The organism is Hyphomonas sp. KY3 (genome assembly GCF_017309975.1).
Taxonomy (GTDB): domain Bacteria; phylum Pseudomonadota; class Alphaproteobacteria; order Caulobacterales; family Hyphomonadaceae; genus Hyphomonas.
On the sequence record NZ_CP022271.1, the window covers coordinates 2,276,057 to 2,289,563 of the forward strand.

Sequence of the window (13,507 nt, forward strand, 5' to 3'; positions counted from 1 at the left end):
ATATGACGCTTCGGTGGTTGAAATGGCCAGCAATCATCCTGTCTGCACTCGTTGCGTTGCTCCTATTCCTCGCTGTTCTGGCCTACGCCAATCGGACCCGAATTCTTGTATCCCTGATGAGCAATGAGCCTTTCGTGGAGTGGGCGGGCACCTTCGAAAGACATGATGACTACGAATCTGAAATCCCGGGATCGCACGCAAAAGCCGCGTGCCAGAACAGTCACGCAAACTGGGGCGAAACGACACGGCAAACCGTATCACTAGATGGTCTCTGGGAAATCGAGGAAGGCTCGCTGACAGAAACCGCGCCTCACGCGTTCACACACAGTATTGCCGTCCCCGGATTAATTACCGAGGCGAGCCCTTCATTTGAGGAAGTGGGTAAAAGAAGTAAGTACCGCGACGCCTTCTGGTATCGCACGCAATTCACGTTGAGCGACACCCCCTCGACGCAGGCTTACATCTGCCTGCACAAAGCAGTATATGGGGCGAAAGTCTGGCTGAACGGCGTGGCCTTGGGCGAACATTTCGGCGCATACACACTGTCTGAATTCGATGCCAGTGAAGCAATCCGGTACGGATCAGAGAATGAGCTGGTCGTCAGACTGGGCGCTGATCGAAGCCAGCTACCCGAATTCCTTCCATTGGGCGACGATGACGAGATCGAAAGGTGGCATCCAGGGTTGTGGGACAGTGTGAGCCTGGTCATGACCGGCGAAGTATCAATTGCCAACATCAAGATTGAACCCAACATCGACACAGATCAGGTCACAATCAAGGCGGACGTTTACAATAGTGGCCAAACTCCCAAACATGTGCGCCTTTCGCAACAAATAGCGCCCTGGCTACAATCAGATGCGGTGGTCGCGGCTGACACTATTGAAGTGGCACTGGATGCTGGTTCGCACACCACAATCTCCATGACACTCGACATTGAGGCCCCTCAACTTTGGAGCCCGGAAAATCCGTTTCTCTATTTGAGTTCTGCTGCCCTTGAATACCAAAACGACAATGGCGAATGGCGTGCGTCCGATGATCGAGCCACAAGGTTTGGCATGCGGAAGGTTGAATGGCGAAGCGGAAAGAACAAGGGATTCTATCTAAACAACCGCCTCTATTATCTCAGAGGAACGAATATAGCGCTGCACCGGTTCTTTGGCGATGCGGAGCGCGGGAGCCTGCCATGGAACGAAAACTGGGTTCGCCGTTTGCTGACTGGACACCCGAAGGATTTCCATTGGAACTCGTTTCGATTCCACAATGGCCGCGCGCCGAACTTCTGGTATGACATCGCGGACGAAACGGGCTTCATCATCGCAGACGAATACAATTTCTGGTCGGTGGCCCGCGGGACAGAGTCCGGAAAGTGGTCGGCCGCCGAACTCGAGAAGGAATTTCGGGGATGGATGCGTGAAAACTGGAACCATCCCTCCATCGGCTGGTGGGATGCAGCGAACGAAAACAACAATCCTCTGTCGACCGACATAATTCGCAGGGTACGGGAATTGGATTCCACGCGCCAATGGGAAAATGGCGGGTACCAAGCGCCGGTGGGACCAAATGACCCGATTGAAGAGCATCCTTACAAGTTGAATTCTGGCGGCACGCTCAATCTGAATGACAGGGCTTACACACTCGACGATTTCTCGACCATGGATGGACATCCCCCACAGGCCACCTGGGGACTATTCGCAACCTATGCCGACGCGCCGGATCACCCTTTCATAAACAATGAGTACGCATTTCTCTGGATTACCCAAGCGGGTCGCCCGACACCACTGGCCCAATCCGCCTTCGACACCATGACCGGAGGATTGGAGCTCTCGCCGCAAGAGTATCGGGAAGCCTACGCCTATGTGACTTCCGAACTGAGCGCCTACTGGCGTGCTATGCGCGGCTATTCTGGCGTTCAACATTTCGTCTATCTATCAAAATGTAATGACAAGGATGACCTACCAGAGAACTGGCAAGTTCAGACGACTAGCGCCACATGTGACAGCTTCCTTGACGTGGAGGCGCTTGAACTGGAACCAAGATGGCGAGCCTATGCCCGGAACGTGTTTGCGCCCCAACTTATTTATTTAAAGGAGTGGCGTAACGCCGCCTATCCGCGCGGCGAAACAGTCGCGATACCTATGGTGCTTTTGAACGATGGTTATGACCCCCTCACTGGCATAGTTCGCCTCTACATTGTAGACGGCAACGGAACTGTCGTGCAGGCTTCAAGCCCGGCATCAGTCTCTTTGGAGCCCCTTGGCAAGCAGGAGATAGAGATTACGCTGAACATCCCCGATATCGATGCATTTACAGTATTCGCGGAGCTGTCCTCCCCGACTGAAGCGTTCGAGACTGTCTGGAGCCGCAGAAAGGTCGGGCACCCACATCCCGGAGTAGCGCTTCCTGATCCTCCCTTCTCTGGGCGCTAAGAGATGAAACATTCGCCACCCGCTTTCGCTTGCGATCGGTTGGAGAATGTCTCCTCTTAAGTCAACTCCCGTCGCTCTCCCTTTATCAGGACAGCCAGACCAGCGCATGTGAAGAAAATCAGGCTCGGCCAAATGAGCTGGCTGCGAAAATCTGACAGCGCTTCACGATACATAAGTTCGTCCACGAACAACAATTGAACTGCAGAGGCCAGCATCCAACAGAGCGTTAGTCCGTTGATCAGCTGCAGCCCCCACCAGGCCCGGGTGTGCCCACCAGGCTCGTCAATCGGCTGTCCCGACGCCAGGTATTGCACTTCAGTCAGCTTGCGGTCAGCTATGCGCTGCTCCTCTCTTTCAGCTTCTGAGTAGGATTCGGACGCGCCGAGCGCCATTGCAGAAATCACATATACTGCGGTGGCGGTGACCCAGGCCGGGACAAGCAAAAAGAACTGGTGAATGCCGACTCCGAGATAGAGGACGAGAATCACCGCAAAAGCAGCCGCCCACGCGACAATGGCCGCCCAGTTCAACGACGAATGCCGGTACGACGCCCAGTATCGCTTCAAACCCAAACGCGGAAATAACCAGTGTTCAGCCACAATGATCGCACCGACTGGCGACAGGCTCAGACCCATCCAGCCGACATAGCCGAGAAGTTGAGTGAACACGAAGGGCGAACAAGCAAGCATCATGGTCACCATACCGACGATGATGGTCACCTTCGCACGTCCCCAAGAGGGATTCAGGCTCTGGAAAGCCAGGCCGGCGCGATACAAGGTCGGGTTGGATGTAGTCCACCCCGCGATGATGACAGCGATGATGCCAGCAAAGCCAAGCGCCTGCATGGCGACCGCTCCGGGATCAAGCAGCCCGATACTGGTGTTCAATGCGTACGCGGCGCCAGCTCCCATTACGCCTGCACAGATCCAGCAAACAAAGTGGCCTATGAACATGCCAAGTGCCGAGAACCAGCCATATGATTTGCGTTTGGCAAACCGCAGCAAAGTCATGTCACCCAGCGACCCGTGCATGGCCAGATTGGCAACCCAGGCGAAGGCGGCAATCGACCAGAAACTCTTGGCCTCATTCGGGACGCTCCAAAACTGTCCCTCCATCGGGGTTGGCTGGTATACTTGCGTGGAGATAACCGTCCAAAATGTTTCACCTGACAAGGCGGGCAAGTCTGCACTCGCGGCCAAGGCGAGCAACGGATACAGCGCCATGGCGCCAATCAAAAAAATACAAATCATCCAGGGCACGACTGCTCCGGCAAACTGAGCGAGACGTTTGAATCCCATCACAGCTAACATGACGACTACGGCGCCGACTGCGAGGGCGATCAGCACGAACCGAATATCCGTCGGAAGCATTCCCGTCTGAGATGCGATCGGTGAACCAGGAATTGCTGCGTTGTAAAACACGCGAACCGAAGAGGCCGACACTGTGATCATGGATCCTGCGAGCCCCAGGAACATGATGCCGTTCACAACCGAATAGAGTTTGATAAAATGCCGACCGGCAATTTTCTCTAAATACGCATACAGCGTAAGACGCGTATCAACAGCGATTGGAGCGGTCACACAAGCCCAGGTCAGCACGGCCAATAAGTTACCAACAAGCAGGCCGAGAATAACATCTGATGCGGCCGCGCCTGCCCCGGCGAACAACGCGCCGATGACAAACTCTGTACCCGCCACATGTTCACCCGCATAGTTTCCAGCGAAGTAACTCGACGGCTGCAACTTGTTTGGGGGCACAGGATGTTGATCCATATTGTGCGCCTCCGCCTGACCGCTATCGCGCATGATGTCTGGGTTCACGACTGACAAAACGGCATCCCTCCCTATTGATTACGGCCACGCCTGATGATTTTTGATTGATTATTATTGATTTTGATTGCATTCGATTTCTTGCAGGTCAAGCCAGAACACGTCAGGTTGCCCGCGTTCGAAATGGGAGACGGCTGTAGTGATCATTTCATCTCCGGAAGACTTCCACGCCGTAGCCCGCCGTAAGTTGCCGCGTTTCCTGTTCGACTACATCGAAGGCGGGGCGAATGCAGAACTGACAGCAAACCGGAATGTCAGCGATCTCCAATCCCTCGTATTGCGTCAGCGGGTCCTTCGCGGCTCGGAGCAAATCGACCTGAAGACATCCATCCTGGGACAATCAATGTCTTCGCCCCTCGTGCTTGCACCCGTAGGGCTGACAGGCATGTATGCCCGGCGGGGTGAGGCGCAGGCCGCCCGCGCTGCTCAGCGGGCTGGAATCCCCTACACATTATCGACTGTATCCGTCTGCCCCATCGAGGAAGTGGCGAAAGACGCAGGCCAATCAGTCTGGTTTCAACTCTATGTATTGAAAGACCGCGCTTTCATGAGGAGCGCGCTGGATCGCGCCAGAGCAGCGGGCATACAGACGCTTGTCTTTACAGTCGACATGCCGGTGCCGGGAGCCCGCTACCGGGACGCTCATTCTGGAATGAGCGGTCCAAACGCCTATGTCAAACGACTGGTTCAAGCGGCGACCCATCCGCGATGGGCAATGTCGGTAGGGTTGTTTGGTCGGCCGCATGACCTTGGGAACATTTCAGTTTATCGAGGAAAACGAACAAGCCTGTCTGATTATATTGGCTGGCTGGCAGAGAACTTCGATCCCGAAATTTCCTGGGCAGACCTCGAATGGATTCGGGACGCCTGGTCGGGCAAGCTGATTATCAAGGGAATTCTCGACTCTGACGATGTTCAAAATGCCATTCTTCTGGGAGCCGACGGGATCGTTGTTTCCAATCATGGAGGCCGCCAACTCGACAGTGTCTCATCCACCATCAAGGCACTTCCAGAAATCGCCGAAACCGCAAACGGCAGGTTGAGCGTCCTTGTTGACTCCGGCTTTCGGAACGGGCTGGACGTGGTGAAGGCGCTCTGTCTCGGCGCCGATGCAGTCATGTTTGGAAGAGCCTACATCTATGCACTGGCGGCAGGCGGACAAATGGCGGTTGAACGGTTCCTGGCGCTTGTCGCACAGGAAATGCGAATTGCTATGGTGCTGATGGGCGTAGAAAAACTCTCGGATCTCTCTGCCGACCTACTCGCGCCAGCCTGACCCGTCGGGCGAGTGTAGGGCCTCGTCTGCGCGTCAAGCGTTACGTGTCTCAACCATTTCTGCGTTCTCTCGCCAAGCGGTCGCATATGCAGACAGATCCTGGTCAAGAGGACGCACGCGTGTGAGCCTCTCTGCTGATTTCATGAGTGGATCTATCAACCTCAGCGCCCCAAAAGACACATCCGACTGACTGTCAGAGATATAGATGTCGCTGTCAGGCCGCAACGATGCCAACGCACGGACAAAGACATCGGATTTCGCAAACCGTCCCTCGATGAGTATCGCTTTACAAGAGCCGACAAGATCGAGACTCGCATTGGCGACCATTCCCGCATACAGGCAAATCGCTGCCGCTCGGGCTTCGCGAGACAAGGCTGCAGCATTCCACTTCCCCTGCCCGTTTGGGAACGGACCGTTTCCAGGCATGAAGGTCGGGCTCAGACTACATCCGGCATCGATCACCTCCGCAACACTTTGTAAAAATGCCGCCTGCTCACCCACACTGTCGACGCGAAGAGTGTCCGGTTCCGACAAAAGTTCGATCTCCCGCCCCCCCATGAAGCGAGCCGACGGAATTGGCAGTCCGTGCACATCAACATTTACAAGACAGTCGCGCTTTTCCGAGAGGCTGCTGGTGTCGCAAGTCATGGCGGGCCGACGCATGGCGACAAACCACGTCCCCGTCGATAAAACGGTTGCCTCGCCGGATTCCATCTGCGGAAACGCCTGAGCTGCCACCAGTGCCGCATTGGAATCATGAACGCCACAATGCACCTGCACATCCCTGCCCAGTCCGGTGTCTGACGCCAAGTTTGGTCGCAAATGTCCGATCGCCTCGCCCGCGAATGCCATTGCGGGAAACATGTCATCCCATCCGAATCGTTTCGTCATCGGAGAGAATTCATTTCGTAGCGGTGACCATAAATCGGTATGACAGCCGAGACTGCTGACTTCTGACCGCATGACGCCCGACAGGAACCATGCCCAGTATTGCGCCCACGGCATGATCTTCATGCGATCAAGGACACAGTCGGCTTCTTTCGTTCTCCAATAGAGCTGTAGCGCGGCATTCAGACCATTGTGCAAAAATGGTGACCCGGTCACGGAAAATGGATCGCGTTCCCGCATGTAGGATTGCCGGACGCTTTGAGGAATTTGGTACTCATAATCAAGCGGTGGCTCGACCAGTACTCCATCTCGCACCAATGCGAGACCCGCCCCATGGGCCACGGGAATGATGTGTCCAATTTTGGCTACCGTGGCAAAAGATTTGAGCGTGGCGACCAACCATGCCGCGATGCCCTCGACGTCCAGCACCGCCCTGCCCGCCTTGCCGATCTGCGCGTTGGGCCGGGTCTCACGTTTGATCAGATTCCCATCCGGTTCCCACAGACTCAACTTGCTCACAGTCTTTCCAACATCGAGCACGACGATTGCGGTCATTGGTTGATCTCCCCCGAACTGCATCACAAGAATGATTGCTTTTTATCGTTTTTGATTGTATTTGGCAATTTGCAATGATAGCTGTCTGGCCAGATGAAATCTGGAGGCCTGTGTTCATGACCATCGATTCCGCGACTGTCCATAAGTCGGCTACAAAGTTCACAATCCCCGAGAGCCTGTGGGACGACGCATTTGCAAGCAGCTTCTCGCCAGCCGAACTTCTTCTGTACCGGTCCAACCTACTCGGGTCTGATCTGACCGTCACGAATTTCGGCGGCGGAAACACGTCCGCGAAACTGCAGGCAGCAGATCCCCTGACAAACGAGGAGGTCGAAGTTCTATGGGTCAAAGGTTCCGGCGGCGACATCGGCTCAATGAATCTGGACGGATTCGCCACGCTCTATCAGTCGAAACTCCTGAAGTTGGAAAATCACTATTCCGGGCCGGATGACGATGACAAGATGGTCTCGTACCTGCCGCATTGCACATTCAATCTGAATGCCCGCGCCGCCTCTATCGACACACCACTTCACTCATTGCTTCCGTTTGCGCACATAGATCACGTTCATCCAGACGCGATCATAGCACTTGCCGCCTCTTCAGGTGGTGAAGCCGCGACGAAGGAGATTTGGAAGGGTCGGATCGGCTGGCTTCCCTGGAAGCGCCCCGGCTTTACGCTTGGCGTCATGATCCGGGATTATGTCAGGGACCATCCCGACGTTCAGGGCGTCATGCTTGCCGGTCATGGCATCATCTGTTGGGCAGACTCCTCGAAAGATTGTTACGAACATACGATACAGCTGATCGCCGATGCCGCTCGCTATCTGAATGAGAAATTGGGACAGGCGCCAGCTTTTGGCGGCACGATCGTTCCGAACAATCCGGACCGACGCGCAATCGCTGCAGAATTGATGCCGAAACTGCGGGCATTCATGACGAGTGATCGCCCAAAGCTCGCACACTTTTCTGACGATCCAGAAACGCTGGAATTTGTCGGGTCTTCTGACTTCGAAAGATTGGCCAAACTGGGAACCTCATGCCCCGATCACTTTCTCCGCACCAAAATCTCGCCCTTGACGCTTGATCCCGAACGGCTCGGAGACGAGATTTATCTGCGATCATCGATTGAAGATTATCGGAAGAATTATGCGGACTATTTTCACCGGTGCGCAGGTCCTGATGATCCGGCAATGCGGGACGCGAACCCAGTTGTGGTGCTGGTTCCGGGAATTGGACGCATTACATTTGCCGCCAATAAATCCACTGCACGCATTGCCGGTGAATTCTACGGCAACGCCATAAATGTCATGCGGGGAGCCGAAGCGATCGGATCATACGTGGCACTAGACGAGCAGGAAGCCTTCAATATTGAGTATTGGAGCCTGGAAGAAGCAAAACTGCAACGCATGCCCAAACCTAAACCACTTGCGGGGAAAGTTGCGGTTGTCACCGGAGGCGCCGGAGGAATTGGCGCAGCCACCGCGACCCGCCTGTTGAGCGATGGCGCCTGTGTCATGCTGCTGGATCGCGACGACATTGCGTTGTCGGAAATCGCAGCGCGACTGACGGGACAGTTCGGCAAGGATTCTATTCAAACGTCTGTTTGCGATGTCACGGATGAAACAGCTGTTACTGCCGCCTTCAGATCTTGCGCAGTCGCGTTTGGTGGATGCGATATCTTCGTGGCGAATGCCGGTATCGCTTCCTCGGCACCGTTCGAAGAGACAACATCGGCCTTGTGGAAAAAGAACTTCGACGTTCTGGCAGAAGGCTACTTTCTGACGGCCCGCTCCGCCTTCACGCTCATGAAACAACAAGGAGAAGGGTCGATGATCTTCATCGGTTCAAAGAACGGTGTTGCCGCGGCCAAGGGCGCTGCCGCCTACGCATCGGCGAAAGCCGCTGCAAACCATCTCGCACGCTGCCTGGCGCTTGAAGGAGCCGCCCACGGGATCCGTGTGAACACAGTAAATCCTGATGCAGTTATCAAGGGCTCCCGGATATGGGATGGCGACTGGCGCAAGGAGCGCGCGAACGCGCATGGCATCGACACTGGCGCGGAACTGGAAGAACACTACCGACTGCGCTCCTTGTTGCAGCGAGACGTGCTGCCCGAGGATGTCGCAGAGGCGGTCTATTTCTTTGCCAGTGATATGTCGGCCAAATGCACCGGCAATATGGTCAATGTTGATGCCGGCAACGCGCAAGCGTTCACGCGGTAAACGGGAGCTTCGACATCATGACAGACCTTCCCATTTCAGCGGAATTGATCTCAGAGCAGAATGATCGTGCGCATGAAGCGCTTGAGGAGGACTACGCGGCACTTTCGCGCAAGCTCTCGCGTCGTGGTATCAACATTGCCGCGGTTCAGCAGCAAGTATCGGATTTTTCCGTTGCCGTGCCCTCATGGGGTGCCGGACGTGGCGGCACACGGTTCGCCAAGTTTCCGATTCCGGGCGAGCCGACCAACATTCACGAAAAACTTGCAGATTGCGCGGTCATCCATCAGCTGACTCGGGCAACACCGCGCGTCAGTCCTCACTTTCCTTGGGACAAGGTGGCGGATTACTCAGCACTGAGACAAGAGGCTGAAGCCTATGGACTTGGCTTCGATGCCGTGAATTCAAATACGTTCCAGGACCAGCCTGGCCAAGCCAAATCCTATGCGACCGGGTCTCTGTCATCGACCGATGCGGCCACGCGCGCTCAAGCCGTGGAACACAATATTGAATGTATCGAGATCGGCCAGAAGCTCGGCGCCACCGACCTGACAGTCTGGGTTGGCGACGGAACGAATTTCCCAGGCCAGCAAGATCTCGGCCGTTCACTCGACCGCTATCTTGAAGCTGCCGCCGAGATATATGCCGAGCTGCCGGTTGATTGGCGCATGCTTCTTGAGCACAAAATGTTCGAGCCCGCCTTTTATTCTTCCGTGATATCCGACTGGGGATCATCCATACTGGCAGCCCAGACACTCGGAGAAAAATGCCACTGCCTGATCGATCTGGGTCACCATGCTCCAAACGTGAATATCGAGCAGATCGTTGCGCGCCTTCATCGGTTTGGCAAGCTGGGGGGATTCCATTTCAATGATAGCAAGTATGGCGATGACGACCTTGATTCCGGATCCATCAATCCACATCAACTTTTCCTGGTGTTCAATGAACTCGTGGAGGCCGAATTGCACCCCCGGAAAGGGTTCAACCCGTCCTATATGATCGACCAGTCGCACAATGTGACTGACCCTATTGAATCGATGATGTCATCTGCCGATGCCATCCTGACCGCCTATGCAAAGGCTGTCCTGGTAGATCGAGAGGCACTTCATGGGGCTCAGGAAGCTAATGATGCCATGCTCGCCTTCCAGACTTTGCGAGACGCCTATAAAACCGATGTCTCGCCAATACTTGCCGCCTCCAGGGCGGAAAATGGCGGCGCGATAGATATGATCGGCACTTATCGTGCGTCCGGATACCGTGATCTCAAGTCGCAAGAGCGTGTGGCTGTGGAACTCGGGTCCGGAATTGTATGATCGATATTGATTGATTCTTAGCGTTCTGTCTGCATGATATCACGATGCATGCCACCGAACGCGAATCCATCATCCTAAATTTGCTGGCCAAACGCGATTTTGTCAGCTTCAGGGACCTCGAGTCCAAAATCGACGGATCTCCAGCGACAATCCGCCGGGATCTTGAACGCCTCGACAGTGAGGGCAAGATCGCACGCGTGCGGGGCGGCGCAAAATCGGTATTGTCAGACGATACCAATATGCAGCCCGATCTGAAACTGTTCGGCACGCCGTTTCATGAGAACGTAACCCAGAACACAAAGCAGAAAAGAGCCATCGGCCAGGCTGCAGCGGAGCTATGCAAATCGGGTGAAGGAATCATGATTGATGGCGGCTCGACAACCTTGCAGATGTGTCCTTTCCTCGAAGAACTCAATTTGCAGGTCCTCACCAACTCACTCCACATCGTTCATGCACTTGGAATGCAATCAGGCACTCGCGTTCTGGTTCCGGGTGGCGCGGTATTCCCGGAACAGAATATCATTTTGCCGCTTTTTGGCGAAGACCTGACACCTGCTTTCTATGCTCCGAAGCTCTTTATGGGTGCAGCTGCTCTCAATGCACGCGGCCTGTTACAGGATGATGTGGTTCTTGTGGCGAGCGAACGGCGCTTCATGGAGCGAGCGGAAACAGTCATCGTTCTGGCCGACGCATCGAAATTTGAAAACTCATCCGGAAACGTTGTTTGTCCTCTGGAAGAGATCGATATCCTCATCACCGATGCCCGCATCAGCGAACAGAATGCTCAATCGATTGAGTCGGCAGGGATCCGATTGATTGTCGCTGACACGTAAGTATTCGCGCTCAGCCTGACAGAAGAAATTGGCCACCTGGCTCAGATCGCCTGCTCCCCGGCTCCTGCCAGCGCACTGGTTTGTGTTCGCCCCCGGAGTTCAGTTCCAAACTGTTTCCTATGGACGCAACAAAAAAATTGCATTTGAAATGTTTTGCCCTCATTGTGCCTGACATAAAACTGCTCGGGAGGTTTCATGAGTCTGCTGAAATTCGCAGGTATTGTCGCTGCGTCATTGATTGTGCTGGCCGCGTGTTCTTCTGACTCCAAACCATCAGGGTCGCTGGCACTTGAGCGCTCCCCTCAGGAATCCACCGTCCGCGCTGTCGAGCAGGGAGACGTGATCGGCACGTTTGGCGCAGAGCAATCTCTTGCCTGGTACGGTGTCCCATTTGCGCAGGCGCCGATCGGCGACTTGCGATGGCGGGCGCCTCGCCTCGCAGCGCCCTGGAAGGGTCGTTATGAGGCCACAAGGCCAGACAAACGATGCACACAGTACGCGCCACCCTATGAGCCGGAACATGAAGACTGGTCCTTTCTCGGCGAGGAAGACTGCCTGTACCTGAACATCTGGGCGCCAGCGGACCAAAGCAAGGAGCCATTGCCGGTAATGGTTTGGATCCACGGTGGTGCAGGCGTCTGGGGACATGCCGGTCAATACGAAATGGGACAGTTCGCCAATCGAACCAATACGATAGTCGTCGCCATCAATTACAGATTGGCCATGATGGGCTGGTTCGCCCATCCAGCCATCGCCGAGACCGCAGAAACCGATTTGGACCGGTCTGCAAACTTCGCAATTCTGGATCAAATTGCAGCTTTGGAGTGGATACAGAGGAATATTGAAGTGTTTGGTGGAGACAACGAAAACATTACCGTGTTTGGACAATCTGCCGGCGGTTTTCACATTTCTGCCCTTCTGAGCTCTCCCCTTTCGGAAGGGCTGTTTCACAAGGCGATTATTCAGAGCGGCGGTTTCAACAGCTTGGCTTTGGAAGATCTGGCAAACTCAAACGACGTGCCTGGAACTACGCCACAAGAATTCCTGCAAGCACTTGAAAAACAGCACCCAGACTTCGCTCCTCACGATGGTTCTGAGCTGTCGCTGGCCAATGCCTTGCGGGACCTGCCTGCTGAATTGATCTTCGAGATCTACAAAGCCATGCCGAAGGAGCGGGAAATGCCCGGGCTCATCGATCCGGTTGGTAGCGTGTCGGACGGCATTTCCATCCCGGATATCGGCGTGCGCGGCGCGCTGACTTCGGGACGCCTCAAAGACATCCCATTGATGATCGGGACAACGAGGGACGAGATCAAAGGTATGTCGTTTTTTGATCGCGATTTGGTCGGCAGCTTGTTCGGGGTTGTGTTCTGGCCAAAGAACAAGAACGTGTATGAGGCGGTGAGCTACTATCCTGATACTGCCTGGGCCGGGTACGGTGTTCGGGAACCCGCCGAAGTCTGGGAGGCAACCTACACCTCGCCCGCCTTCACCTATCGGTTTGACTGGGATGAACAGGGCAAGGCCTTTACGACAGATATCGGTTTCCTCGTCGGCGCTTCCCACGCCTCGGAAATTGCCTTTGTGATCGATGGGTTTGACCAGCCCGTGACAGACTATATGGGCGTCTCCTGGAAAAAGCACAATGCGCCCGGCCGCAAAGCCCTTTCATCCAAAATGATATCGTATTGGGGCGCGTTTGCGCACAATGGTAGCCCTGGAAAAGGGATGGAAGGCGATCTGCCGGATTGGAAGGCGGTGGCTCCGGGCGACACCTCCCTCATGCTGCTGGATTCGGACAAAGATGGCGGTGTCAGAATGGCGGAACCCGTTCCCACTGCGACCGAGCTCTTCGACCAGTTTCTGGCCGACACACGATTGAAGTCCATGGAACAGCGTTGCAAGTCCGCCCTCCCCCTGCTTGAAGTCGTCGGCACGGTTGGAGGGGATATCGAATCGTGGACCCGGTTTGCGGACGAGAACTGCTAGATCCACATGGAACAACATCGCGATGCGATTTGAGATTGGCCTGCTCTCGATGTTCCCGTGATGTCCTATGTCATTGTACACAGACGAATGGATCAAGAAGAGTTGTACTGGAGACCGTTTTTCGACTCTCCTGCGCGCTCTGAGAGCGCACTCGCCAGAGAGGAGAAGTCTTAGGGTAA

7 protein-coding genes and 1 pseudogene are annotated in these 13,507 nt (G+C 55.0%); 6 read left to right on the plus strand and 2 right to left on the minus strand.

The window, feature by feature from the left end; translation table 11 throughout:
* The first annotated feature begins 2 nt into the window (after positions 1-2).
* Positions 3-2,426, plus strand: a complete 2,424-nt coding sequence (locus CFA77_RS11145; RefSeq protein WP_206990755.1) for a glycoside hydrolase family 2 protein — start codon at positions 3-5, stop codon at positions 2,424-2,426.
* A gap of 56 nt (positions 2,427-2,482) precedes the next feature.
* On the opposite strand, the gene CFA77_RS11150 is transcribed toward CFA77_RS11145, so the two are convergent.
* Positions 2,483-4,198 carry a cytosine permease gene (locus CFA77_RS11150; protein WP_206990756.1) on the minus strand — a complete coding sequence of 572 codons (1,716 nt, stop codon included), beginning with the start codon at positions 4,196-4,198 and terminating at the stop codon, positions 2,483-2,485.
* Between the two features lie 196 nt (positions 4,199-4,394).
* Between CFA77_RS11150 and lldD the strand changes: the two are divergent.
* Positions 4,395-5,554 (plus strand): annotated as a pseudogene (gene lldD / locus CFA77_RS11155) (FMN-dependent L-lactate dehydrogenase LldD); the annotation flags it as partial.
* A gap of 10 nt (positions 5,555-5,564) precedes the next feature.
* Here the strand turns inward: lldD and CFA77_RS11160 are convergent.
* The gene (locus CFA77_RS11160) at positions 5,565-6,974 is read right to left on the minus strand and encodes an FGGY-family carbohydrate kinase (protein WP_206990758.1); all 1,410 of its coding nucleotides are present in this window, start codon (positions 6,972-6,974) and stop codon (positions 5,565-5,567) included.
* A 116-nt stretch (positions 6,975-7,090) separates the two neighbouring features.
* Between CFA77_RS11160 and CFA77_RS11165 the strand changes: the two genes are divergently transcribed.
* The 4 genes from CFA77_RS11165 to CFA77_RS11180 all read left to right on the plus strand — a co-directional run bounded on the left by CFA77_RS11165 (position 7,091) and on the right by CFA77_RS11180 (position 13,328).
* Positions 7,091-9,196, plus strand: coding sequence for a bifunctional rhamnulose-1-phosphate aldolase/short-chain dehydrogenase (locus tag CFA77_RS11165; protein ID WP_206990759.1), 2,106 nt, complete (start codon positions 7,091-7,093; stop codon positions 9,194-9,196).
* A 17-nt stretch (positions 9,197-9,213) separates the two neighbouring features.
* Positions 9,214-10,506, plus strand: a complete 1,293-nt coding sequence (rhaI, locus tag CFA77_RS11170; RefSeq protein WP_206990760.1) for an L-rhamnose catabolism isomerase — start codon at positions 9,214-9,216, stop codon at positions 10,504-10,506.
* 44 nt (positions 10,507-10,550) lie between these two features.
* Positions 10,551-11,339: a DeoR/GlpR family DNA-binding transcription regulator gene (locus CFA77_RS11175; protein WP_206990761.1), complete on the plus strand. Its 789-nt coding sequence runs from the start codon at positions 10,551-10,553 to the stop codon at positions 11,337-11,339.
* A 195-nt stretch (positions 11,340-11,534) separates the two neighbouring features.
* Positions 11,535-13,328 carry a carboxylesterase/lipase family protein gene (locus CFA77_RS11180; RefSeq protein ID WP_206990762.1) on the plus strand — a complete coding sequence of 598 codons (1,794 nt, stop codon included), beginning with the start codon at positions 11,535-11,537 and terminating at the stop codon, positions 13,326-13,328.
* The last annotated feature ends 179 nt before the right edge of the window (positions 13,329-13,507 follow it).

Coding starts and splice junctions, on each gene's coding strand:
- CFA77_RS11145 (WP_206990755.1), top strand. CDS start 3: ATGACGCTTCGGTGGTTGAAATGGCCAGCAATCATCCTGTCTGCACTC.
- CFA77_RS11150 (WP_206990756.1), bottom strand. CDS start 4,198: ATGGATCAACATCCTGTGCCCCCAAACAAGTTGCAGCCGTCGAGTTAC.
- CFA77_RS11160 (WP_206990758.1), bottom strand. CDS start 6,974: ATGACCGCAATCGTCGTGCTCGATGTTGGAAAGACTGTGAGCAAGTTG.
- CFA77_RS11165 (WP_206990759.1), top strand. CDS start 7,091: ATGACCATCGATTCCGCGACTGTCCATAAGTCGGCTACAAAGTTCACA.
- rhaI (WP_206990760.1), top strand. CDS start 9,214: ATGACAGACCTTCCCATTTCAGCGGAATTGATCTCAGAGCAGAATGAT.
- CFA77_RS11175 (WP_206990761.1), top strand. CDS start 10,551: ATGCATGCCACCGAACGCGAATCCATCATCCTAAATTTGCTGGCCAAA.
- CFA77_RS11180 (WP_206990762.1), top strand. CDS start 11,535: ATGAGTCTGCTGAAATTCGCAGGTATTGTCGCTGCGTCATTGATTGTG.